The organism is Streptosporangium sp. NBC_01755 (genome assembly GCF_035917995.1).
Classification (GTDB): Bacteria; Actinomycetota; Actinomycetes; order Streptosporangiales; family Streptosporangiaceae; genus Streptosporangium.
This window is the reverse complement of record NZ_CP109131.1, coordinates 2,131,263-2,153,277: the sequence shown is the minus strand read 5'-3', so window position 1 is coordinate 2,153,277 and position 22,015 is coordinate 2,131,263. Positions and strand designations below refer to the sequence as shown.

20 protein-coding genes and 2 pseudogenes are annotated in these 22,015 nt (G+C 68.6%); 10 read left to right on the top strand and 12 right to left on the bottom strand.

Annotation, left to right across the window (positions count from 1 at the left end):
- Nucleotides 1-8 precede the first annotated feature (8 nt).
- Complete coding sequence (locus tag OG884_RS09745) at nt 9-1,253, bottom strand: glycosyltransferase family 4 protein (RefSeq protein ID WP_326644265.1); 1,245 nt, start codon at nt 1,251-1,253, stop codon at nt 9-11.
- A 291-nt stretch (nt 1,254-1,544) separates the two neighbouring features.
- Here OG884_RS09745 and OG884_RS09740 point away from each other — a divergent pair, with 291 nt between their 5' ends.
- Nucleotides 1,545-2,573, top strand: coding sequence for a GDP-mannose 4,6-dehydratase (locus OG884_RS09740; RefSeq protein WP_326644264.1), 1,029 nt, complete (start codon nt 1,545-1,547; stop codon nt 2,571-2,573).
- Between the two features lie 143 nt (nt 2,574-2,716).
- Here OG884_RS09740 and OG884_RS09735 read toward each other — a convergent pair.
- From OG884_RS09735 to OG884_RS09705, 7 genes and pseudogenes are all read right to left on the bottom strand, one after another.
- A pseudogene (locus OG884_RS09735) lies at nt 2,717-2,911 on the bottom strand (DNA-binding protein); the annotation flags it as partial.
- A 46-nt stretch (nt 2,912-2,957) separates the two neighbouring features.
- Nucleotides 2,958-4,163, bottom strand: a complete 1,206-nt coding sequence (locus tag OG884_RS09730; protein WP_326644262.1) for a cytochrome P450 — start codon at nt 4,161-4,163, stop codon at nt 2,958-2,960.
- Nucleotides 4,164-4,584: 421 nt separating this feature from the next.
- Complete coding sequence (locus OG884_RS09725) at nt 4,585-5,694, bottom strand: sensor histidine kinase (protein WP_326644260.1); 1,110 nt, start codon at nt 5,692-5,694, stop codon at nt 4,585-4,587.
- 437 nt (nt 5,695-6,131) lie between these two features.
- Complete coding sequence (locus tag OG884_RS09720; RefSeq protein WP_326644258.1) at nt 6,132-6,302, bottom strand: FadR/GntR family transcriptional regulator; 171 nt, start codon at nt 6,300-6,302, stop codon at nt 6,132-6,134.
- A gap of 37 nt (nt 6,303-6,339) precedes the next feature.
- A complete protein-coding gene (locus OG884_RS09715) occupies nt 6,340-7,359 on the bottom strand; it encodes an MBL fold metallo-hydrolase (RefSeq protein ID WP_326644256.1) in 1,020 nt (339 codons plus the stop codon).
- Between the two features lie 25 nt (nt 7,360-7,384).
- Nucleotides 7,385-7,939, bottom strand: a complete 555-nt coding sequence (locus tag OG884_RS09710; protein WP_326644254.1) for a hypothetical protein — start codon at nt 7,937-7,939, stop codon at nt 7,385-7,387.
- A 177-nt stretch (nt 7,940-8,116) separates the two neighbouring features.
- Nucleotides 8,117-8,725 carry a TetR family transcriptional regulator gene (locus OG884_RS09705; protein WP_326646888.1) on the bottom strand — a complete coding sequence of 203 codons (609 nt, stop codon included), beginning with the start codon at nt 8,723-8,725 and terminating at the stop codon, nt 8,117-8,119.
- Between the two features lie 499 nt (nt 8,726-9,224).
- Here OG884_RS09705 and OG884_RS09700 point away from each other — a divergent pair, with 499 nt between their 5' ends.
- The 3 genes and pseudogenes from OG884_RS09700 to OG884_RS09690 all read left to right on the top strand — a co-directional run.
- A complete protein-coding gene (locus tag OG884_RS09700) occupies nt 9,225-9,371 on the top strand; it encodes an OB-fold domain-containing protein (RefSeq protein WP_326644253.1) in 147 nt (48 codons plus the stop codon).
- On the top strand, nt 9,371-9,775 hold the full coding sequence (locus tag OG884_RS09695; protein ID WP_326644251.1) for a MaoC/PaaZ C-terminal domain-containing protein: 405 nt from the start codon (nt 9,371-9,373) through the stop codon (nt 9,773-9,775). The genes OG884_RS09700 and OG884_RS09695 overlap by 1 nt, the downstream gene beginning before the upstream one ends.
- Nucleotides 9,776-9,790: 15 nt before the next feature.
- Nucleotides 9,791-10,246 (top strand): annotated as a pseudogene (locus OG884_RS09690) (lipid-transfer protein); the annotation flags it as partial.
- A 179-nt stretch (nt 10,247-10,425) separates the two neighbouring features.
- On the opposite strand, the gene OG884_RS09685 reads toward OG884_RS09690, so the two are convergent.
- Genes OG884_RS09685 through OG884_RS09675 form a run of 3 tightly spaced genes read right to left on the bottom strand, consistent with a single transcriptional unit; the run spans nt 10,426 to nt 12,946 of the window.
- Nucleotides 10,426-11,841 carry an EF-hand domain-containing protein gene (locus tag OG884_RS09685; protein WP_326644249.1) on the bottom strand — a complete coding sequence of 472 codons (1,416 nt, stop codon included), beginning with the start codon at nt 11,839-11,841 and terminating at the stop codon, nt 10,426-10,428.
- On the bottom strand, nt 11,838-12,575 hold the full coding sequence (gene uppS, locus OG884_RS09680; protein WP_326644247.1) for a polyprenyl diphosphate synthase: 738 nt from the start codon (nt 12,573-12,575) through the stop codon (nt 11,838-11,840). Before uppS ends, OG884_RS09685 begins: the two co-directional genes overlap by 4 nt.
- Before the next feature lie 20 nt (nt 12,576-12,595).
- Nucleotides 12,596-12,946: a carbohydrate-binding protein gene (locus OG884_RS09675; protein WP_326644245.1), complete on the bottom strand. Its 351-nt coding sequence runs from the start codon at nt 12,944-12,946 to the stop codon at nt 12,596-12,598.
- A gap of 375 nt (nt 12,947-13,321) precedes the next feature.
- On the opposite strand from OG884_RS09675, the gene OG884_RS09670 reads away from it, so the two are divergent.
- Nucleotides 13,322-14,143, top strand: coding sequence for a helix-turn-helix transcriptional regulator (locus tag OG884_RS09670; protein ID WP_326644243.1), 822 nt, complete (start codon nt 13,322-13,324; stop codon nt 14,141-14,143).
- 367 nt (nt 14,144-14,510) lie between these two features.
- On the opposite strand, the gene OG884_RS09665 is transcribed toward OG884_RS09670, so the two are convergent.
- Nucleotides 14,511-16,619, bottom strand: a complete 2,109-nt coding sequence (locus OG884_RS09665; protein WP_326644241.1) for an RNA polymerase sigma factor — start codon at nt 16,617-16,619, stop codon at nt 14,511-14,513.
- 351 nt (nt 16,620-16,970) lie between these two features.
- Between OG884_RS09665 and OG884_RS09660 the strand changes: the two genes are divergently transcribed.
- From OG884_RS09660 to lgt, 5 genes are all read left to right on the top strand, one after another.
- Nucleotides 16,971-18,173, top strand: a complete 1,203-nt coding sequence (locus tag OG884_RS09660; RefSeq protein ID WP_326644240.1) for an ABC transporter ATP-binding protein — start codon at nt 16,971-16,973, stop codon at nt 18,171-18,173.
- Nucleotides 18,166-18,828, top strand: coding sequence for an ABC transporter permease (locus OG884_RS09655; protein ID WP_326644238.1), 663 nt, complete (start codon nt 18,166-18,168; stop codon nt 18,826-18,828). The genes OG884_RS09660 and OG884_RS09655 overlap by 8 nt, the downstream gene beginning before the upstream one ends.
- A gap of 115 nt (nt 18,829-18,943) precedes the next feature.
- Entirely contained in the window at nt 18,944-19,633 is a 690-nt protein-coding gene (locus OG884_RS09650) for an ABC transporter permease (RefSeq protein WP_326644236.1), read from the top strand.
- A gap of 36 nt (nt 19,634-19,669) precedes the next feature.
- The gene (locus OG884_RS09645) at nt 19,670-20,593 is read left to right on the top strand and encodes an ABC transporter substrate-binding protein (RefSeq protein ID WP_326644234.1); all 924 of its coding nucleotides are present in this window, start codon (nt 19,670-19,672) and stop codon (nt 20,591-20,593) included.
- A 367-nt stretch (nt 20,594-20,960) separates the two neighbouring features.
- The gene (gene lgt / locus OG884_RS09640) at nt 20,961-21,857 is read left to right on the top strand and encodes a prolipoprotein diacylglyceryl transferase (RefSeq protein WP_326644233.1); all 897 of its coding nucleotides are present in this window, start codon (nt 20,961-20,963) and stop codon (nt 21,855-21,857) included.
- Nucleotides 21,858-22,015 lie beyond the last annotated feature (158 nt).

Here is a 22,015-nt window from a genome sequence, read left to right as displayed (position 1 = left end):
GGTGTCGCTCACTTCGCGCGGCGGGCCTGGATGGCCTCGTGGTAGGCCTCCACGGTCCGCTTGGCGACGACGTTCCAGGTGAAGCGTTCCATGACCCGGTCGTAGCCCTTCTTGCCCACCGCGGCCCGCTCCTCGGGAGAGTCGTGCAGGCGGCGCAGCACCGCGGCCAGTTCCTCGGGGTCGCCGGGGGCCACCTGTATGGCGGCGTCGCCGACGACCTCGGGCAGCGCTCCGGTGCGGCTGGCGACCAGCGGGGTGCCGCAGGCCATGTGCTCGACGGCGGGTAGCGAGAAGCCCTCGTACAGGGAGGGGACGACCGAGATCTCCGAGGTGGCGATCAGCTCGCCCAGTTCGGTGTCGGAGATGCCGTGCACGAATCTGACCCGGTCCCGCAGGGCCAGCTCGCCGACGAGCTTCTCGGTCGGGCCACCGGGGGTGGGCCTGCTGACCACGGTCAGGTGGACGTCGCGCTCGGTGGCGAGCTTCGCCACGGCCCGCAGCAGCGTCGCGACGCCCTTCATCGGGGAGTCGGCGCTGGCCACCGCGACGATGGAGCCGGGCCGTTTGGGGAGCTCCGGGCGCGGGTGGAAGTAGCGGGTGTCGACGCCCAGCGGGATGAGCCGCATGTTCTTCTGGGGCACGTTGAAGTCGCGGTGGATGTCGGCGAGGGAGGACTCGCTGACGGTCAGGATCGGGCTGAGCCGCGGCGCGACCTTGGCCTGCATGCGTACGAAGCCGTACCAGCGCCTCATCGAGAGCTTCTTGCGCAGCGGGGCCGCCTTCAGCTCGATGCGCCGGTCCACGCTGATCGGGTGGTGGATGGTCCCGACCACGGGGAACAGCTTCTGGATGCCGAGCAGTCCGTAGCCGAGGGTCTGGTTGTCCTGCACCACGTCGAAGTCGCCGACGCGCTTCTTCAGCTCGCGGTACGCCCGCAGGGTGAAGGTCAGCGGCTCGGGAAACCCGGCGGTCCACATGGTGCCGACTTCGAGCAGGTCGATCCAGTCGCGGTACTCGCGGAGGCCGGGGGTGCGGAAGGGGTCCTCGTCGCGGTACAGGTCCAGGCTGGGGACCTTGGTGAGGATGACGCCCTCGTCGAGCTCCGGGTAGGGCTGGCCGGAGAGGACCTCCACGCTGTGCCCGAGGGCGATCAGTTCGCGGCTGAGATGACGCAGGTAGACGCCCTGCCCACCGCAGGTCGGCTTACTGCGATACGACAGCAGTGCCACCCGCAGTGATTCAGCACCCGGCACGGCAACCCCTTTCTCACCCTGCCCGAAAGGGGACAGGTACCGTGAAAGATGACCTTAGTCCTCGGACACTACCATTCGGTGGCTCTGTTGTACCTGATGTGGAATTGTTCCTAGGGTGCGCCTCACCGGGTGCGAGCTGGGAGGTTAACCTGACCGAACAGGATTCGATGGAACGTGTTCTAGGTACGCTGTGAGGGAGATAGTGCTCACACAAGGGTGTGACGGTACATTCGCCAATCGAACGGCATAAGACCAGGCATAGGTCCTGCACCCGCAAGCGAGGAGGACGCGTTGGCCAGGCGCGCGCTGATCACAGGTATCACCGGGCAGGACGGGTCCTATCTGGCCGAGTTCCTGCTCGGTCAGGGCTACGAGGTCTTCGGTCTGGCCCGGGGACAGGCCAATCCACGCGTCTCAAGGCTCCGCAAGCTCCTGCAGGGCGTTCAGCTCGTCCGGGGCGATCTGCTCGACCAGGGCTCGCTGATCTCCGCGGTCGAGAAGGTCCAGCCCGACGAGGTCTACAACCTGGGCGCCATCTCGTTCGTCCCCATGTCGTGGGAGCAGGCCGAGCTCACCGGCGAGGTGAGCGGCATGGGCGTGCTGCGCATGCTGGAGGCCATCCGGGTCTGCTCCGGGATCTCCTCCTCGCGTACGGCCGCGGGTTCCGGGCAGATCCGGTTCTACCAGGCGTCCTCCTCAGAGATGTTCGGCCAGGTCCGCGAGACCCCGCAGACCGAGACCACCCCTTTCCACCCCCGCTCGCCGTACGGCGTGGCCAAGGCGTACGGGCACTTCCTGACGCAGAACTACCGCGAGTCGTACGGCATGTACGCGGCGTCGGGGATCCTGTTCAACCACGAGTCCCCGCGCAGGGGCGCCGAGTTCGTCACCAGGAAGGTGAGCCTCGGGGTGGCCAAGATCAAGCTCGGCCTCGCCTCCGAGCTGCGCCTGGGCAACATGGAGGCGCGTCGTGACTGGGGGTTCGCCGGGGACTACGTCCGCGCGATGCACCTGATGCTTCAGGTGGACACGCCCGAGGACTACGTGATCGGCACCGGCCGCACCCAAACCGTCCGCGACCTGACCGAGGCCGCTTTCACCGCAGCCGGGCTCGACTGGGAACGGCACGTCGTCATCGACCAGACCCTGCACCGCCCCGCCGAGGTCGACCTGCTCTGCGCCGACCCGAAGAAGGCCCGTGCCCAGCTCGGCTGGGAACCGGAGGTCACCTTCGAGGAGCTGGTGGCGATGATGGTCGAGTCGGACATGAAGCTGCTCTCCGACGGCGGCGACCCCGACCAGGACTCCTCCTGGCCCTGAGAGCTTGGAGAGCCCTGAGAACCCGAGAGCCCGGAGCATCCGAGAGGAACCGCTGGAACCGCCGCGGGGGAAGGCGGAGGCGTGAGGCGAATCACGGTCCACCTCGGTAGGCCGGTGGCACGGCTGAGCCCGTCCCGGTGGTGTCAGGTCTTCCCGGCCTCCGGGTCCCCGGGTTTGGCGGCGGTGCGGCCGGCGAGTCGTTCGTAGCGTTGTTTGGCCGCCTGGGGGGTGCCGAGGCCGAGACCGAAGGCGATCTCCTGCCAGGTGAGGTCGCGGCCTCGTGCCATGAGAAGGAGCGCCGCCTCCAACTCGTCCATCTCCGCGCGGGCCCGGGGGAGACGGTGGGCGTTGCCTCCGCCCCCGCGAGGACGGAGGCGGCGGATCTCAGGTGATGGAGACCGGCAGGTCCTTGATGCCGTTGATGAAGTTGGAGCGGAGCCGTCGGGCGGGACCGGCCTGGGCCAGGTTCGGCAGTCGCTCGGCCAGCACCTCGAAGAGCACCCGCAGTTCCAGCTTGGCGAGGTGGTTGCCGAGGCAGAAGTGGGCGCCGCCGCCGCCGAAACCGATGTGCGGGTTGGGGTCGCGGCCGATGTCGAAGGTGCCGGGGTCGGCGAATACGTCCTCGTCCCGGTTGGCGGAGCCGTAGAAGACCACGATCTTGTCGTCGGCCTTGACCTCCTGGCCGCCGATCGTCGTGTCCTCGGTGGCCGTACGGCGGAAGAGGTTCACCGGGGAGACCCAGCGGACGACCTCGTCGGCCGCGGTGCGGGCGAGGGTGCGGTCGGTGACCAGGCGCCGCCACTGCTCGGGGTGTTCGAAGAAGGCGAGCATGCCGCCCGAGGCCGCGTTGCGGGTGGTCTCGTTGCCCGCGACCACGAGCAGCAGCACGAACAGGTCGAACTCCTCCTCGGTGAGGGTCTCCCCGGCGGCGTCGGGCATGATCAGCTTGGTGACGATGTCCTCGCGGGGCTGTTCCCGGCGCTCGGCGGCCAGGGTGTTGGCGTAGTCGTGGATCTCCGTGGCCGCGTCCGTGCCCTCGGCGGGGTCGGATGCGTAGTCCGGGTCGTTGGCCCCGATCAGCCGGTTGGACCAGTTGAAGATCTTGTCCCGGTCCTCGACGGGGACGCCGAGCAGCTCGCAGATCACGTACAGCGGCAGCGGGGCGGAGATGTCCCTGACGAAGTCGACCGAGTCGCGCGCCTTGGCCTCGTCCACCAGTTCGTGGCAGATGTTGCGGATGTGCTGTTCAAGGGCGCCCATCATGCGGGGGGTGAAGCCCCGGTTGACCAGGGAGCGCCGCCGGGTGTGCTCCGGCGGGTCCTGGTTGAGCATCATCAGCCGCTGCAGGGCGAGCTGGTCCTCGGGCATCTCGTCGAAGAGCGAGAGCTTCCTGCTTGAGGAGAACAGATCGGAGCGGCGCGAGACCTGCACCACGTCGGCGTGCTTGGTGACCGCCCAGAACCCCGGCCAGTCCCGCTCGGCGTCGCCCGGGTGCGCGTAGACCGGCGCGTTCGCCCGTAGCCAGGCAAACTGATCGTGGGGCGCGCCGTTCCGCCAGTAGAAGTCCTGGTCGACCAGATCGATGTCCATCGGTCCTCCTGCGCGAACCGGGTCCCCGGTCCTGTGACGCGGCTCGTTGTCGGTGCGGCCTGCGGTGCGGTCGGCGGCGTGCCCTCCCGGTCGCGAGGCGTGTTCCTCGCGGGACATCCGTCGTGGACACGGCGAGCGCGGGACCTGTCGATGTTCCCGCCTCCCGCCGGGGCGCGCTGAACCGCCAGATACTTTATCGAGCGCTTGGGCGGACTACTTTCTGAAACGTGTTCTATTACGCCAGGGGGGTCGCGTCAAGTCGCGGTCTCCCGGGGGCGGTCCTTCGCGATCTCGGGGGGCGGCCACCTCGTTGACGATCGTGTAGGATCTGTCGGCCCGGGCGTCGATGGCCAGGACGGCGCCGTCACGGCCCGGGACGAGTGTTCCGCCTCGATCGTCCAGGACCTGGTGGATTCTTCACTCACTGTCTCGTGCTCGCCGACAGCCCGACCGGCCGGGGGAAGCGTGCGACGAACCGTGCTCCGCAAGAGCTGTCTTCGATCGTGAGGGTGCCGCCGTGGGCTTCGGCGATCTGCCGGGCGATAGCCAGGCCCAGGCCGCTGCCGCCGGAGTCCTTGGCGCGGGCGTCTTGCAGGCGAGTGAAGCGCTGGAAGATGAGTTCCCGCTGCTCGGGCGACACCCCGTTCCCGTCGTCGTGGACCTCCAGCACCGCCACGTCGCCCCGGTGCTCGATGGTGACCGTGACGCTGGTGCGGGCGTGGCGTTCGGCGTTGTCCAGGAGGTTGTGCAGCAGTCGTTCCAGGCCGATCCGTTCGCCATGGACCATCACGCCGCTGCTGAACCTCCTGACCACCCTGACCTTGCTTTGCCGGCGGTCGCGCTGCCGATGGTCGAGCTCGCCGTCCACTAGGACGGCGAGGTTGAGTAAGTCGTGCTGACCGATGATGCCCGCGTCAAGTCGGGAGAGCTCCAGCAGGTTGGTCACCAACTCCTGTAGCCTCTCGACGCTTTCCAGCAGCTTGTTGCCGGTTTCCCCCCAGTCGGTCTCCTCCGGATCCATGAGCGCTTCCTCGATCTCGGTACGCATGGCCGTGAGCGGGTGGCGCAGGTCATGGGAGGTGTCCGAGGCGAACCTCAACTGCTGCTGGATCGCCGTCTGGGCCCGTTCCAACGTTTGGTTGGTGCTCTGCGCAAGCTTCTTGAACTCGTCATCATGGTTCGGCAGCGGAACCCGCTCGCTCAGATTGGAAGGCCGGATCGTGGCGAGTTTCCCGCTGATGGCGCACACCGGCTTGAGGGTCTTGCTCATCATCCAGTACGTCCCGAGCGCAGTGGTCGCGATCAACAGAAGTGAACCGCCGATGAGTCCGGCCAGGACGGCTACGTTTCCATAGAGCGGAGGCTGGGGAGCGGCTATCAGCAGCAGCAGGGTGGCGGAAGTGCAGACCAGCGCCATGACGGCGCTCGCCACGGTGGTCACACGGGTTTTGACGGAGCAGTGATGCCATGCGCTCAAGGTGATCACCCCAGCAGCGCCCTGGATGCGGCTGCGGACGAGATACTGGTCCAAACAGCGGATGAGTTCTCCTTATTCCGATATGGCCTAACCTCGCAGCGCCAAGCCGGCCGACGCAGTTGCCGAAAGAATCCGAGCCGTCCGCTCAATCTCTGCGGCGGTAGCGATCAAGGGCGGCCCCATGGCCGCGCGGCCCGCCGCGCGCCCGGCGGCCAGCCGGCCGGACATGCGGCTTAGGGGCCGGTCCCGGCCGGCGCCGCCCGGTGCGCTCCCACCGACCGACACTGCCGCCCAGTTCCTAAAGGGGGTCCAGCCAAGGTGAGCTCAAAAGCCGCAACGCAAGATCAACAACACTGCGGCCTGCACGATGAGGAGGACTTTGTCGAGCTTGGCCCAGCAGGCAAGCTTCCTGCTGGGCTTGCTGTAAGCGGCGAACCGCCGGTCATGACGGGACTGGGTGCACGGCGACGCCGGCGCCGAGCACCTCGGTGTCATCCCTGTGGGACTAGGGCCAGCGCCCTGACCGCCTCGCGCAGGGAGTTGCGCGAGAGGCCGAGCCGGTCGGCCAGGTCGGCCTCCTTGGGCAGTCTGCTGCCCGGGGAGAGCTCGCCGGACAGGATCATCTGCTTGATCCTGTCGATAGCGGCGTCGGTGACCGCCACTCCGCACCGTCCTCAGGTTTCGCCAGACATCCGATGTCTACGAGTGTATGGCGAACCGGACCGGATCCACCCCCGTCACGCGGCGGATGATCCCGCGAACCTCGAGCGTGCGCAGATGTGCCGCCGCCTCCCCGGCCGCCATCCCGCGCAGCATGGGGGGGAAGTCCTCCCACGGGCGGTTCCAGATCATCCGCCCGGCGATCTCCCAGATGGTCAGCGGCTCCTCCGCCTCGGCGAGCAGGTCTGCCAGCCATCGGAGCTTCTCCTCGTGATGGATACCGATCTCCGCCGCCCGAGCCGCCGTGTCCGGAAAAATCCATTCATGGGCGGGCATGGCTTCGAGTTCGCCCAGGCCCTTCACCTTCTCCAGCGACTCCAGGAAGTCGGTGAGCGGGTCGACGTCGGCCCGGTCGTACGGGTAGATGCCGATGTGCGGGGTGATCGCCGGCAGCACGTGGTCGCCGGTGAAGAGCCGGTCGGCGTCCTCCAGGTGCAGGCAGACGTGGCCCGGTGTGTGGCCGGGGGTCCAGATCGTACGGAGCCTGCGGCCCGGCAGGTCGATCAGGTCGCCGTCGGAGAGAACGCGGTCCGGCAGCGCGGGCGGCTTCGGCCGGTTCCCGGTCACCTCCTCCACCTCGACGGTGCCCGCCCCCGCGCGGCGCAGCATGTCGGCCTGAAAATCGCGGTGCGCCTCACCCTCAAGCTCGCGCATGAAGCCGACCAGTGCGGCGTCGGCCTCGTGCATGGCGATCCACGCGCCGGACTCCTCCCTGACCTGTCCGGCCAGCCCGGCGTGGTCGGGGTGGAAGTGGGTGACGACCACCCCGCGCACGTCGCGTACGTCCATGCCGACCGCGCCCAGCCCGTCGCGCAGGGCCAGCCACGCCTCAGGGGCGTTCCAGCCCGCGTCGATCAGCACCGGCCCGGCGGGGGACTCGATCGCGTAGACCAGGGTGTAGCCGAGCGGGTTTCCCGGAATCGGGACGGGCACGCTCCACACACCGCCACCGGTGTCGAACGGACGCTGCTCGCTGTACGGCCTGCGGCGGGATTTCAACGGTGGTGCTCCTTACCGGCGCCGCTCAAAGGCGCTCCAGGACGGTCGCGGTCGCGAGCGCCCCGCCCGCGCACATCGATACCGGCGCGGTCGAGGAGTCGGACCGCTCAAGCTCGTGCAGGGCGGTGGTGATCAGCCGGGAACCGGTCGCGCCGACGGGGTGGCCGAGTGCGATGGCGCCGCCGTTGACGTTGACCCGTTCCATGTCTGGCTTGTGCACCGATGACCAGGATGGGACCACCGATGCAAAAGCCTCATTCACCTCGTACCTATCGATATCAGACGCGCTCATCCCGGTGGCGGACAGGGCCTTGGCCGTCGCGTCCACCGGCCCGTCCAGGTGGTAGTACGGCTCGGCGCCGACGAGTGCCTGGGCGAGGACGCGGGCCCTGGGGCGCAGGCCGTGCCGGGCGGCGGCCTCCTCGCTCATCAGCAGCACCGCCGCCGCGCCGTCGGAGATCTGTGAGGAGGTGCCTGCGGTGTGCATGCCGCCCTCGCCCATCACGGGCTTGAGCCCGGCCGGCCCTTCGACCGTGCTCTCGCGCAGCCCCTGGTCCCTGCCGACGATCACTGCACCCATACGATCACTGCACCCATACGATCACTGCACCCATACGATCACTGCACCCATACGATCTCCTCGCCCGTCGGCTTGGAGCTCGCGGACACCGGGCGACCGTTCCCGTTCGCCCGCCCGCGCGTCGCTCCAGAACGTCGCTCTAGTCGCCTGTCAATGCGACTGTAACGGGTTCTAATTTCAGGCGGAAGGCGGGGGCCGGAAATCGGCGAGCAGGCGCTCGGCGGCGATCTCGATGCGCCGCTGGATCTGCTCGTAGGTGCGGCGCCCCCTGAGCATCTCCAGAAGCTCGTGCACCCAGATGCTGGACAGCGAGCCCGCGAGGGCGAACTGCTCCTCGGTGGCGGTGTCAACGGTGAGGTCGTCGCCGGCGACGCGGAGCAGCAGCCCGGTCATCCGGTCGCCGAACGGCGTCTCGACCTCGGCCATGATCAGCGAGCGGATGAGCGCGTCGGCGAGTTCGGGTTCGCGCATCAGGCCGCGGGTGGCGCGCATCAGGATGTCGACGGCCCGCCCCGAGGCCGCGGTGGCGCTGGGCGGGCGGCGCTCGATGCTGCTTTCGAGGAGATCGATCTCCTCGCCCACGACGGCGACGACAAGATCCATCTTGGAGGGGAAGTACCGATAGAGCGTTCCCAGTGCGACCCCGGCGCGCTCGGCGACGGTCCGCATCTGCATCGCCTCGACACCACCCCGCGAGGCGAGCGCGGCGGCGGCCTGGACGATGCGCTTGCGTCGCTGGTGCTGGCTCCTGGTGCGGACGCCCGTGGACGCCGGTTCGCTCTGCATGCCGGATGTCTTCTCGGTCGTGACCGGATCGAGGTCTCTCGGGACGTGCCTGTCGGCCGCGTGCCGGGTGACCGGCACGTCGGTTGACACATGCGGGGTACGCATGAGAACACGTTATCTGATTTCTGGATACTCCGGCGGGTTACTCGCTGGTCACAAAGATGCCCCGCGCTTACACGGCATATGCGGTGCTGCGGTTATGCGGTGATGTGTTGTGATCAGTCGGCTCTGGACACAGAATAGAATCTGTTCTACTTTTCGGGGCGGCTGGCCTGGGCATCCTGGCGGGAGGCGCAATGTCCGAAGAGACGCCGGCGGCATCGACGACGAGTTCATCCGGCACGGGCGAGCCGCGCCATCCGCCGGGGCCGGTCTGCCCCTCGTGCCGCTCGGTCGCGCGCACGTACGTGACGGCGAGCGGTGAGGGCGAGGTCTACAGCTACGTCGTCCACCACAACCCCCGGTCCCGGGGCGGGAGACGCCCTTCGTGGTCGCGGTGGTGGAACTGCCGGAAGGGGTGCGGATCGTGGGCAACGTGGTGGACTGCGCCCCTACGCGGGTGGGTATCGGTATGCCGGTGCGCCTGACGTATCGCCAGATGGACGACGAGCTGATCCTGCCCATGTGGGTCCCCCGGGAGGCGTGATGCGGATACTTACCGACGACGAGGTGCGGGTCGGAGCCCTCCTCCCCGAGCTCGTGATCGAGTTGACCCCCACGCTGGTCGTCTCGACCGCACTCGCGACCATGGACTTCACCCCCGTCCACCACGACGTCGAGGGTGTGAGGGCGCAGGGGTCAAAGGACATCTTTCTCAACATTCTGACCACGATGGGCCTCGTCGAGCGCTATGTCACGGACTGGGCCGGACCCGAGGCGATCATCCGCGGTATCAACGTCAAGCTCGGCGTCCCCGCGTACGCGGGCGACAGGCTGGCCTTCGGCGGCACCGTGGTCGCCTGCGAGGACGGCGAGTTCACGGTCGAGGTCCACGGCAGGGTCAGCCTCGGCGACCACGCCTCGGGCACCGTCAGGTTCGCCCTCCCGTAGAAAGGCCCTCACCAGCTGCGCAGGCACGCCGCCACCAACCCGGACGCCTGGTTCCACGGGCGCCCGATCACGCTGGAGGAGCACCAGGCGTCGAAGTGGATCGCGGAGCCGCTGCACCTGCTCGACTGCTGTCAGGAGAGCGACGGCGCGGTGGCGCTGGTGGTCACCTCCGCCGAGCGGGCCAGGGATCTGCGCAGGTCACCCGCGCTGATCACCGCCGCCGCCCAGGGCGCGGGCGCCGACCAGATGACGATGACCAGCTACTACCGGGACGACATGACGGGCCTGCCGGAGATGGGGGTGGTCGGCGGCCAGCTCGGCGAGGCGTACATCCACGGGATGAACGGTATCGCCGAGGCCGTCAGGCAGATCCGCGGCACCTCGGCCAACCAGCTCGCCTCGGTACGCAACGTGCTGGTCACCGCGGGAACGGGCGTGCCGACCAGCGGGCTTGTCCTGTCGGCGGAGTGACCCGGCGCCGCTCGCGGCGGCTTCTGGTCGCACCTCGGCCGGACCCGTATCAGCCCTCTCCGGCTTACTCGGTCTGCCCCCTGGCTAGTGGGGCGTCTCCGAACCTTGACCGGGCTTTTCCGGGCCGGAACGTCTGTTCCCCGCTGCGGGTTTCCCGGTCAACGTTCGGTGTGGGGCCACTAGGACAGGAGGGAGGTGTAGGCGACCGAGTGCTGTTGCCCGGACATGAAGGATAGGAACTGCCTGACGAAAGCGCTGCGCGAGTAGCTGTCGTCTCTGCCGGTCAGATCTCGGTGGAAGGCCGTGCGGAACAACGTCTGATACTCCTGGGCGTCGATCTTCTGGTCGTCGTCGACGTCGGTGACGTCGAACAGCACGTCGGCGATCCTGACCAGTCCGGAGCTGGGCAGAGAGGCAGCTGAGGTGGCGTATTCCTGACGCGTGACGCGTCCGTCGCCGTCGGCGTCGAGATTGGTCTGCAACTCCCGCCACCAGGCGGCGTAGGCGTTGTAAAGCCGCTCCTCGCCCTGTTCATCCAGGTCGAGCCGAGTGGCGATCTCCCTGGCCATGGCGGCCAGGTCGGGCCAGCCGAGGTAGCCGTCGCCGGTCTGGTCCAGGACCTCGGCGAAGAACTGGTCAGCCGAGCGTGTGGCCTGACTGACCTCGTCGGGAGCCGGGGTGATGAGTCTGAGCATGGCCGCGGCCTGGTCGGCCTTGCGGCGTACGTTCTCCCACGGTCCGGAACCACCGGCGTGGTCGGGATCCAGCAGGCTCATGAACGAGCCGACGTGCACCCAGCTGTTTGGAAGCAGGCGGGTGGCGAACCCGGTGGTCAGGTAGGCCGCGTGCATGAGCACCCGCGCCCCTGGAAGGTCAGGCAGGGCGGCACGTCGGCAGAAGGATTCCGGCAGCGACGCGATGGTGACCGCGGCGGCCACCGGGCCTGCCACGGCCCGGCCCGCGGCCCACACCGCGGGATGGCCGCGCAGCAGGGGCGGCGCGGGCACATTGGCGAAGAGCCGGTAGATGATGACGCGCACCGCCTCGGTGCTCTCCAGGCGATGGTCGATCATGTCGTCGTAGTAGGGCCAGAACTCCTGCAACGTCGCGGGAAGCTGGTCGCTGTTGCCCTCGAGCAGGGCCAGGAGCGTCCGGAACTCGGCGTAGAGCTGTTCCATCGCGGGCCTGTCGAGCGACTCACCGCTCAGCCGATACATCGTCACCGCCGACTCGAACAGGGTCGCCACCACCCAGGCGCGTGCTTCGGCGTCCATCGCGTCGTAGCGGCGGCCTTGCGGGTCGGTGCCCGAGATGCGGGCGTGCAGGCGGTTGAGGCGAGCCGCCTCCCGGCTGCGAACGTGCCGGTCCGGGTCGAGCATCCGCTGCGTGCTCACCATGGTGTTGCGCAGACGCCGCCACGGATGCGTCACGAACGTCGAGTTTCTGATCAACGCCGCGCCGATCTGCGGGTGTGCTGCTTCCAGAACCGTGGCGCGGGCCACCGCAAGGCCCCAGCGTGCCTCGTTGGCGAGGCGGTGCAGCATCGAGTTCGGACCGAAGGCGTCGGCGGTCTCCTCAGCGGTGGTCTGGTTCATCGGAGTCCCTCTCCCGTCGTGGCGGTCGGCTGGCGGACATCGCCGAATCGGCGCTGGCGCCGCCGGTAGGTGTCAAGGCATTCCCAGAGGTGGGTCGCGCGAAAGTCGGGCCATAGAACCTGCGGGAAGACCCATTCGGCGTAGGCCACTTGCCAGAGCATGAAGTTGGAGATCCGTTGCTCTCCCGAGGTACGAATGACCAGGTCCACATCCGGTGTGTCGGAGTATGGGAGATGCCGGGCGAAGGTGGCCTCGGTGACCTGCTCGGCGGGTACGGCGGCGTGGATCAGTGAACGGGCGGCTTCCACGATGTCGCGACGTCCCCCGTGATCGAAGGCGATCGTCAGCGTCATTCGCCTGTTGTCATTGGTGAGCGTCATCAGATCGGCGATGTCCTGAGCCAGCAGTGGCGGGATCCGCGGATCGGTCATGCCCAGGAACCTGCACCGGACACCTCGCGCGTGCAACGCCGGCGCATGCTTGCGGATGGTCCGGCGCACGAGCCTCATCAGGATGTCGACCTCGCCCGCCGGCCTCCGCCAGTTCTCGGTGGAGAAGGCGTACAGGCTCAGCCACTTGATGCCGGCCGAGCGTGCCGCCTCGATGGCGTCGATTACGGCGGCCTCTGCCGCCTCGTGGCCTGCGGTGCGCGGCAGCGATCGCTGCGCGGCCCACCGCCCGTTCCCATCCATCACGCAAGCCACGTGACGCGGCAATCCACTGATGATTTCCATAGCGAAGCGTGACTATAGCATTACCCACGGTATTGCCGGGTGTCGCAGTCCGTAACCGCCGGATGGCGGCACGGAGGAAGGGGGAACGGAGGAAAGGCGAACAAGGGAAGGGGGAGCGCGGGAAGGGCGCGGCCGGTGGGCGGCGTGCCGCCGCAGGTGCCCTTGTCGGTCCAGACGGCGGCGGTGCCCGGGGTCTCGTTCTGGGTCCACCACTGCGCGTACCAGTTGCGGCTGTTGTACGAGGCGGTCATGCCGCCGGTGTAGACGGCCGAGGAGTTCCATGCGGCCGCGCAGCTCTCGGCGGAGGCAGAGGACATCGGCAGGACGACCGCGAGCACGCCCGTGACCGCCAGGGCGGCGAGGGTTGCCATGATGCGCTGTCTCAACACTAGATCACTCCCATGGGGGAAACCGGATGGTTTGGGGTGTCCGGACGGTCGGACTTTGGTGCGGTGCCGGCCTGCGTCATCGCGTTCGCGCAGCTCACGTTTGGATCGGGTGGGTCTCCCACTAGGCGGGGGCCGCCAACCCGATATTTCTCTTAGGAAAATTTCCTAAGAGTTATCGTGATGCCAGCCTTGACGGATCGCTGTCGCAACCCGTTCGGTCGTTGAGTTCCGGCATCGCGGGCCGGGCGCGTTCCAAGTGCGGGAAACCTCATGCACCACCGGCTCACCAAAGCGCATTCCGCCCAGTTAGCTATTAGATGTAACTTTTATCGGCGTTTGGGGTGCCATCATTGCGACATGTTGCAACCCCTCGGGCTCGATCCTGTGGAGGAGCGCGTCTACCGGTTCCTGGTGACCACCGCGGAGGCGGACGTCACCGACCTCATCGGGAACCTGGGCATCGATGCCGAGACGGCGGAGACGGTGCTGGTCTCCATGCGGGTCAGGGGACTGGTCAGGACTGTCTCTCCCGGCAGGCGGCGGTTCACCGCCGTGGCACCGGACATCGTGCTGGGCTCGCAGCTTCTCCGCCACCAGCAGGCGCTTGACCGGGCGCGGCGCGAGGTGGAGCGACTGTCCGAGGAGTACAGGGACAACGCCCGCCGCCGCGACGCGGGCCTGCTGGTCGAGGTCCTGCCCAACCACGTCGCGCTCCGGGAGCAGTTCGACCACCCGTTCGAGGGCTACTGGGCGCGGGCGACGCCGCCTCGGATCACTGAGAGTGGCGACTTCACTGAGGGCGACGGCTTCATCGAGGGCGACGACTTCATCGAGGGCGACGACTTCACTGAGAGTGGCGGCTTCATCGAGGGGGGCGGCTTCACTGGCGGAGGCTTCACTGAGGGCGGAGGCTTCACTGAGGGCGGAGGCTTCACTGAGGGCGGCCACCTCATCAAGGGCGACGACTTCCCTGAGGGGACGACGCCCTGCCCGCTCGGCCCCGACGACCTCTACCTGCTCTCGCTGCTGGTCGCGGGCGTGCCGGACAAGTCGATCGCCACCCGGCTGGGAATCAGCCAGCGGACCATGCGGCGACGCGTCGCGAACATCATGGAACTCGCCGGAGCCCAGACCCGCATGCAACTGGCCTGGCGCGCCGCCACCGACCGCTGGCTTTGACCCGCTCCAGAGGGCCGCGCCGCCACCTAACGCTGGCTTTGACCCGCTCCAGAGGGCCGCGCCGCCACCTAACGCTGGCTTTGACCCGCTCCAGAGGGCCGCGCCGCCACCTAACGCTGGCTTTGACCCGCTCCAGAGGGCCGCGCCGCCACCTAACGCTGGCTTTGACCCGCTCCAGAGGGCCGCGCCGCCACCTAACGCTGCTCCAGAGGGCCGCGCCGCGACCGGACGCCCCTCGGCGATACCACCGGCTTCCCGTCCGCCTCCCGTCCGCTGTTCCGCGAAGATCAGGGGAACGGCAGCGGGATTCCCGTCCGGCCCGTCGACTACCCGCGGAGATCGGGTGCTCGAAGGGCCGGAAGAGGAACTAGGGGGTCGTGATCATCGGTACCGCGAAGAAGACGATCATGGCGATCGCCACCGCGATGATGAAGCCGATCACTTCCCAGGCCCAGTCGTGGTGGGAGACCTTCGCCGGCACCTTGTGACTGCGTGCCGCCCGGCGGCCCGCGCGCCTGCGGGATCCGGTCCGTCCGGAAAGGTCGAGTCCGCTCTCCGGCGCCCACGCCGTCCCGGCCTCGTCGGTCCCCGCCGGCTCCGCACCCGAATCGCTTCCCGGCGCGGTCGCCGGCTCGCTCCACTGCGCGTAGTGCGACGCCGGGGTGTGGTCCGGAGGAGCGGTGTAGTTCGGGGGCACGGTGTGGAGCGGGGCGTCACCCGGTTCGTCGACCCGCATGATCCAGCTGGGCAGGCGCAGCTGGGCACGGCCCGCCGAGGTGCTGAGATGGTCCGGCCGCGGAGACCAGTTGGGGAGGGCCGTCGAGGTCTCATCCGGAGTCTCATCCGGAGTCTCGTCCGGGGTCTCGTCGGTGGTCTGGGGGGCGCTTCCAGTGCCGGTCCCGGTCCCGGTCCCGGTCCCGGTGCCGGTTTCGGTGCCGGTTTCGGTGCCGGAGGGGGCGGCGTCCGCGAACCAGTTGACCGCGGGAGGCTGAACGGGGTCGGCCGCCGATGTGGCCCAGGTGGGCATCGGCGGTTGTACACGACCGGTTTCGGGGTCGGCGGTCTGTGCCTGTGTGGCCCAGGTGGGCATCGGCGGTTGCACGCGACCGGTGCCGCTGTCAGGGGTCTCCACCCGTGCGGCCCTGACGGGGAAGAGAGGCCGGTGGCGCTCGGCGTCGGAGAGGGCGTCGAGCTGGTCGGTCTGCAGGGGCCAGCCGGGGAGCGGGTGCTCGGCGGGGTGCGCGGTGGGGTGCGGGTGCGCGGCGGGCACATCGTCCAGTACATCCCCCAGCACGTCCCCGTACTGTCCGGGAACCGGGGCGCCCGCGAAGGGCGGGTGAGGGGCATCGGCGGACAGAGCCCCGGGCGTCTCGACGGGTGCGAGATCGACGGGCGAGGGATCGACGGGCGAGGGATCGACGGGCGAGGCATCGACGGGTGCGGCCTCGGGGCGGGGCGCGGCGGCAACGAGCCTGTCGGTGTGGATGCGGGTCGCCCGTTCCTCAGGGCTGAGCGGGCTGAACAGGCTCTCCCGTACGGGGGCGTCGTCCAGCACGTCCCCGGGGATGGGGGCCGACATCGGCATGGCCCGGCGCGGTTTGGGGCGCTGGAGCCGGCGGCGAGGCCGCAGGGTCGCGGTGTCCAGGGCGGTGAGCACCGAGTTGCCGAGCTTGGGCATCGGCTCGGTGCTGGCCTCGTGGGTGGAGACCGTGTCGGGGTCCCTCGGCGCGAAGGGGTCGGGGAAGCGGTCGTCCGCCATGTGGTCCGGCGCGGGAAACGCCGAGGCGCCGGTTGGGGCGCCGTTTTCCGTGGACGGCGGCGGCCATCCGGGCGACGTCGGCCACAGCTGCCTGACCAGCGGGGATGTTGACCGCCTGGCGATGGGAACGACCGGTGCCCGCGGTCCGAGCACGGCGGCGCGCAGCCCGGAGGGAGGAGTGACCCAGGGGGCGAGGATGAGCACGTCACGGACCGGGGCGACGGCGAGGGCGCCGAACACCTCCGCCAGGTGCGCGGGGATCCGGGCCGAGGCCAGGGCGGAGCCCAGCGACTGGGCGAACCTGCGGCAGGCGCTCACCGTCAGCTCGTCGGCGGTGTCGACGGCCACATCGAGCACCCAGGACAGCTCGGCGGCGTTCATCTCACACACGCCCGACAGGTACAGCACCTCACGCTGGTGGGTGCGCAGCTCGCTCAGGACGCGCTCGATGAGGGTGGGGACGGGATCCAGGCTGGTGACGGGGGGCGAGTAGATGATGTCGCGCAGGGAGATCTCGCGACGGGCGAGCGCGTACAGCGCGGCGCGCGGGGGGTGGGTGTCCGTGACGCTGGACAGAACGGTCACCAGGACGTCGAAGGCCGAGTCCGCGTCGCCCAGCTGGTCGTGGGAGTAGGCGTACAGCCCTGCTGCGTGGCGGTCGTAGAGCTCGGCGACCAGTTCGTCGCGCGAGCGTTGACCGAGGAGCGGTTGGGTCACGAGACCGGTTCCTCTGGTGGTTCGTCGAGCGTGGTGAAGAGTGGGGTGGCTGTGAAGCCTGTGAAGCCTGTGAAGCCTGTGAAGCCTGTGAAGCCTGTGAAGCCTGTGAAGCCTGTGAAGCCTGTGACGTACGGGGCCAGAGGGATTAACTCCAGCAATGTGGGTAATCATGTCAAGTCATGGGCACCTCCCGCACTACCGAATGCCCTTTTCGTGAGAAATACACATGTCGATCTACCGGACAAATCCGGGAAGACAGATCGGAGAAGTGGGGCATAGGCTGACTTGGGCCAGATTAGGGGGGCGGCTGGGGCAGGGAGGCCGTAACCCGGTGAAAACACGAGGTTGCGCATGATCACATTCAACGGTGTCACCAAGCGCTACGCCGACGGCACCGTAGCGGTGGACAACCTGAGCCTTGAGGTGCCCACCGGGGAGATCACCGTCTTCGTCGGACCCTCGGGGTGTGGCAAGACGACATCCCTCCGCATGATCAACAGAATGATCGACGCCACGGAGGGCCGGATCCTCCTGGACGGCGTCGATGTCAAGACCATAGACCCGCCGACGCTACGCCGGGGCATCGGCTACGTCATCCAGCAGGCCGGGCTCTTTCCGCACCGCAAGATCGTCGACAATGTGGCGACGGTTCCCCTGCTGCTCGGCTGGGAAAAGAAGAAGGCCCGCGACCGGGCGATGGAACTGCTGGAGCGGGTCGGACTCGACCTGAAGATGGCCGACCGCTACCCCTTCCAGCTCTCCGGCGGCCAGCAGCAGCGCGTCGGCGTGGCCCGCGCGCTCGCCGCCGACCCGCCCGTGCTGCTGATGGACGAGCCGTTCAGCGCGGTCGACCCGATCGTCCGGACCAGCCTGCAGGAGGAGCTGCTGCGGCTCCAGGCCGAGCTGAACAAGACCATCGTGTTCGTCACCCACGACATCGACGAGGCGGTCAAGCTCGGCGACCGGGTGGCCGTCCTCCGCGTCGGGGGCCGCCTGGCCCAGCTCGACGACCCCGCGACGCTGCTGGCCAGGCCCGCCGACGACTTCGTCCGCGAGTTCCTCGGCCGCGACCGGGGCATCCGGCGGCTGTCGTTCGTCTCGGCCGAGGGGATACGGCTCCGCACCGACCTGCTCGTCCCGGTCTCCACCGACGCCGCGTCGGCCTCGGCGCGTGCCGGGGGAGAGCCGTGGCTGGCCGTGCTGGACGCGGGGAACCGGCCGCTGGGCTGGATCGCGGCCAGGGACCTGCCCGAGTCCGGCGGTATCCCCGCCGACGTGGAGCTCGCGCCGTACGGGACGTTCGTCAGCGGGCGCGACTCGCTGCGCGGCGCGCTGGACGCGACGCTGCTGTCGCCCTCGGGCAACGCCATCGCGGTGGACGGCGAGGGCAGGGCCGTGGGCGTCGCCACCCGCGAGGCCCTGGACGAGGCGCTGGCCGAGGTGGCAGGAAGCGTCGGCGGGTCCGTCGGGAACGTGGGAGGTTCCGGCGGGTCCGCAGGGGGCGCGGGGAGTACCGGTGCGGGCGCGGGAGGCACGGGGGACGCGGGTGAGTGAGGAACCCCTGGTCCGCTGGGACTGGATCGGGCGCAACTGGCCCACGATCCAGGGCCTGCTGGCGGACCACATCGTGATGGCCCTGGTGCCGATCGTCGTCGGGCTGCTCATCGCGCTCCCGCTCGGGCTGGCCGGAGTCCGCTGGCGCTGGCTCTACCAGCCGACCGTCGGCGTGATGAACGTGATCTACTCGCTGCCCTCGCTGGCCGTCTTCATCGTGCTCATCCCGGTCACCGGCCTCGCGACCCGGCTGACCGTGATGGTCCCGCTCACCTTCTACGCCATGGCGGTGCTGATCCCGGCGGTCGTCGACGGGCTGGGCTCGGTCCCCGACCACGTACGGCAGTCTGCGGTGGCCATGGGCTTCACCCCGCTGCGCAGGCTGCTCCAGGTCGAGTTGCCGATCGCGGTGCCGGTCGTGCTGGCCGGGCTCAGGGTGGCCACGGTCGCCAGCGTCAGCCTGGTCAGCGTCGGCGCGCTGGTCGGCAGGGGCGGGCTCGGCTACCTGTTCATCGACGGCTGGCAGCGGCAGTTCTACACCCCGATCGTGGTCGGCATCGTGCTGGTCGTGGTGCTCGCCGGGGTCGCCGACCTGCTGCTGATCCTGGCGCAGCGCCTGCTCACCCCATGGTCGCGGGCAAGGGGGTCCGCGTGAACCGGCTGATCGACCTTTTGAGTGACCAGGTCGGTGCGGTGCGCCGGATTTCCAGGCGCCGCCTCGCCGGAAGCCGTATGTCTGCTCAGCGATCCAGCGGGACTCCCATCACCCCGTGGACGAGGGGGACCGCGTGAACTGGCTGATCGACTTCTTTGGCGACCCGGTCAACTGGTCGGGCCCGGACGGGATTCCCGTCCGGCTGCTCGAACACCTGGAGTTCGCCGGGCTCTCGCTGCTGCTGGCCATGCTGATCGCGCTCCCGCTGGGGCTGCTGATCGGCCACACCGGCCGGGGCGCCCTGCTGGTGGTCTCCATCGCCAACGCGGCCCGCGCCCTGCCGACGCTCGGCCTGCTCGTCCTCATCGTGCTGCTGATGGGGGTCGGCACCATCCTGCCGGTGCTGATCCCGTTGGTGGCGCTGGCCGTGCCGCCCATCCTGGTCAACACCTACGAAGGCATCCGCGGGGTGGACCCGGACCTGCGCGACGCCGCGTACGGGATGGGACTGCGGGGCGGGCAGGTGCTCGGCCGGGTGCTGGTGCCGGTCGCGCTGCCGCTCATTCTGCTCGGCCTGCGGCTGGCCGCCATCCAGGTGGTGGCGACCGCGACGGTGGCCGCGTACGTGGGCCTGGGCGGCCTCGGCCGTTTCATCATCGACGGTCTCGCGACCAAGAACTTCCCGAGCACGATCGGCGGAGCGGTTCTCGTAGCACTGCTGGCGCTGCTCGTTCAGCTCGGGTTCACCCTGGTACAGCGCGCAACGGTCTCCCCGGGGGTGAGCGAGCGCCAGACCATCCGATAGTCTCCATTACCCCCCGTTTTGGAAGGGAATAGCACCATGAAGCGCCTGTTCAGCACCGCGGCGATCCTCCTGTCCGCGGCGCTCACACTTACCGCATGCGGCGGCGGAGACCCCCTCACCACCGCGTCCCCGGCTCCCGCCGAATCCGGGTCCGCCTCCGAGCCGGCGGCCGCCGGGAAGGTCATCATCGGGTCGGCCAACTTCCCGGAGAACGTCCTGCTCGGCGAGATCTACTCGCAGGCCCTGGCCGCCAAGGGCGTCCAGGTCGAGGAGAAGTTCAACATCGGCAGCCGCGAGGTCCTGTACGACCAGGTCAAGAGCGGTGGCCTGACCATCCTGCCGGAGTACATCGGCTCGCTGCTCGCCTTCGTCGACAACACCGCCACGGCGAAGTCGAAGGACGACGTCGTCGCCGCGCTCAAGGAGAAGCTCCCGGCCGAGTTGGAGGTGCTGACGCCCGCCGCGGCCGAGGACAACAACTCGCTGACCGTCAGTAAGGAGACCGCCACCAAGGACGGCCTCACCACGATCGAGGACCTGGTCAAGGTCGCCAAGAACTACTCGGTGGGCGGCCCGCCGGAGTTCAAGAGCCGCCAGGAGAAGAACTTCAAGGACACCTACGGCCTGGAGTTCAAGGAGTGGAAGAAGACCGGCGACGCCACCGCCGACGCCATCAAGGACGGCACCGTCCAGGTCGGCAACGTCTTCACCACCGACCCGAAGATCATCATCAATGACCTGGTCTCCCTCCAGGACAACAAGAACGCCTTCGCCGCCGAGAACATCGCCCCTCTGGTCAACAAGGCGGGCGTGAACGACACGGTGAAGACCACCCTCGACGCGGTCTCCGCCAAGCTCGACACCGCCGGTCTGGTCGCGCTGATGAAGCGCGTCGCGATCGACAAGGACGACGCCGAAGCGGTCGCCAAGGACTGGCTCACCCAGAACGGCCTGCTCTAGCGATTCCCCAGCCGGCCCCGGACGAGATTTTCCGTCTCATCCGGGGCCGGTTCGCGTTCTCGGAGAACGGGGGAGGCCGCTTCTCGACCTACAGCCGGTCAGTATGACGAGTCCGAAGGCCGCGGGGGGAAAGAAGACGGCGAATCACAGGGCCACTCTGCCCTACGGTGAGGCGAGGTACGCCTCGACCTGAACGCCCACCTGAGCATCGGCGATCTCGCCTCGCTGGGCGGCGGCGGGGGTTGAGCAGCAACCGAACGGCCATCGGATGCCGCACCGGTTCGGCTACGCCGCGTCACGTCGCAGAAGGTTCGCGATCAGGTCACGAAGGCGGCCAAGTGGCCTCGCGTTGGCTAGCCTCACCGGCATGCCTCTCGCCTCGATTCCCAGTCCTTCCGAAGGGGTCTGGCATCTCGGATTCATCCCGATCCGGGCCTACGCATTGTGCTTCATCATCGCGATCGGCTTCGGCATCTGGCTGAGCGAGCGCCGCTGGCGCGCTCGCGGCGGCGAGAAGGGCACGATCGGCGACATCGCGGTCCCCGCAGTGATCTTCGGCCTGATCGGGGCTCGCCTCTACCATGTCATCACCGACTGGCAGACCTACTTCGGCCCGCGCGCGATCAAGGAGCCCTACCAGGCGCTGTTCGTTTGGGAAGGCGGGCTCAGCATCTGGGGTGCGGTCGCCCTGGGAGGCCTGGGCGTGTGGCTGGCCTGCCGCCGCCGGGGGCTGTCCCTGGGCGCCGTGGCCGACACGGTCGCGCCCGGCATCGCGTTCGGGCAGGCGATCGCCCGCTGGGGCAACTGGTTCAACCAGGAGCTGTACGGTAGTCCAACCACGTTGCCGTGGGGCCTGGAGATCGACCAGGCGCACGGCGGCGAGCCAGGCGTGCTCTACCATCCGACGTTCCTGTACGAGTCGCTGTGGGACGCGGCGCTCGGTTTCGGACTGATCCTGGCCGGCAGGCGATTCACGCTGCGCCACGGCCGCCTTTTCGCCCTCTACGTCGTCGGCTACACGTTCGGACGGTTCTGGATCGAGGGGTTGCGGATCGACCCGGTCGGTGGGGTGGACCACGCGGTGACGCTCCTGGGGCTGCGGATCAACCAGTGGACTTCGATCGTGCTGTTCATCGGCGCGCTGGTCTACCTCTGGGTGACTCGTAACAAGGACACCGAACAGATCGTGGTGCCGACCTCACAACATAAGGCCTCGCACGAGGAGAACGGCGGGCAGGTCTCCGATCCGATCGAGAGCACCTGACGCGACCAACATGCCGTGAGACTCACGAATACTGCTGCGGCAAATGCGCGCTTCAGGCTTTCCCAGCTGGAGCGACATCCGCGCGGACATCGTCGCGGACTCCGGCGGAGAGAAGGCCGTAGACGAAGCGCGGCACCGACACTCACACCGCGTAACCC

Bases quoted from the DNA above. Each gene is read 5' to 3' on its own strand.
- OG884_RS09705 (WP_326646888.1), bottom strand. From the start codon at position 8,725: ATGCAGAGCGAACCGGCGTCCACGGGCGTCCGCACCAGGAGCCAGCAC.
- OG884_RS09710 (WP_326644254.1), bottom strand. From the start codon at position 7,939: ATGGGTGCAGTGATCGTCGGCAGGGACCAGGGGCTGCGCGAGAGCACG.
- OG884_RS09685 (WP_326644249.1), bottom strand. From the start codon at position 11,841: ATGAACCAGACCACCGCTGAGGAGACCGCCGACGCCTTCGGTCCGAAC.
- uppS (WP_326644247.1), bottom strand. From the start codon at position 12,575: ATGGAAATCATCAGTGGATTGCCGCGTCACGTGGCTTGCGTGATGGAT.
- OG884_RS09670 (WP_326644243.1), top strand. From the start codon at position 13,322: ATGTTGCAACCCCTCGGGCTCGATCCTGTGGAGGAGCGCGTCTACCGG.
- OG884_RS09730 (WP_326644262.1), bottom strand. From the start codon at position 4,163: ATGGACATCGATCTGGTCGACCAGGACTTCTACTGGCGGAACGGCGCG.
- OG884_RS09695 (WP_326644251.1), top strand. From the start codon at position 9,371: ATGCGGATACTTACCGACGACGAGGTGCGGGTCGGAGCCCTCCTCCCC.
- OG884_RS09660 (WP_326644240.1), top strand. From the start codon at position 16,971: ATGATCACATTCAACGGTGTCACCAAGCGCTACGCCGACGGCACCGTA.
- lgt (WP_326644233.1), top strand. From the start codon at position 20,961: ATGCCTCTCGCCTCGATTCCCAGTCCTTCCGAAGGGGTCTGGCATCTC.
- OG884_RS09675 (WP_326644245.1), bottom strand. From the start codon at position 12,946: ATGGCAACCCTCGCCGCCCTGGCGGTCACGGGCGTGCTCGCGGTCGTC.
- OG884_RS09645 (WP_326644234.1), top strand. From the start codon at position 19,670: ATGAAGCGCCTGTTCAGCACCGCGGCGATCCTCCTGTCCGCGGCGCTC.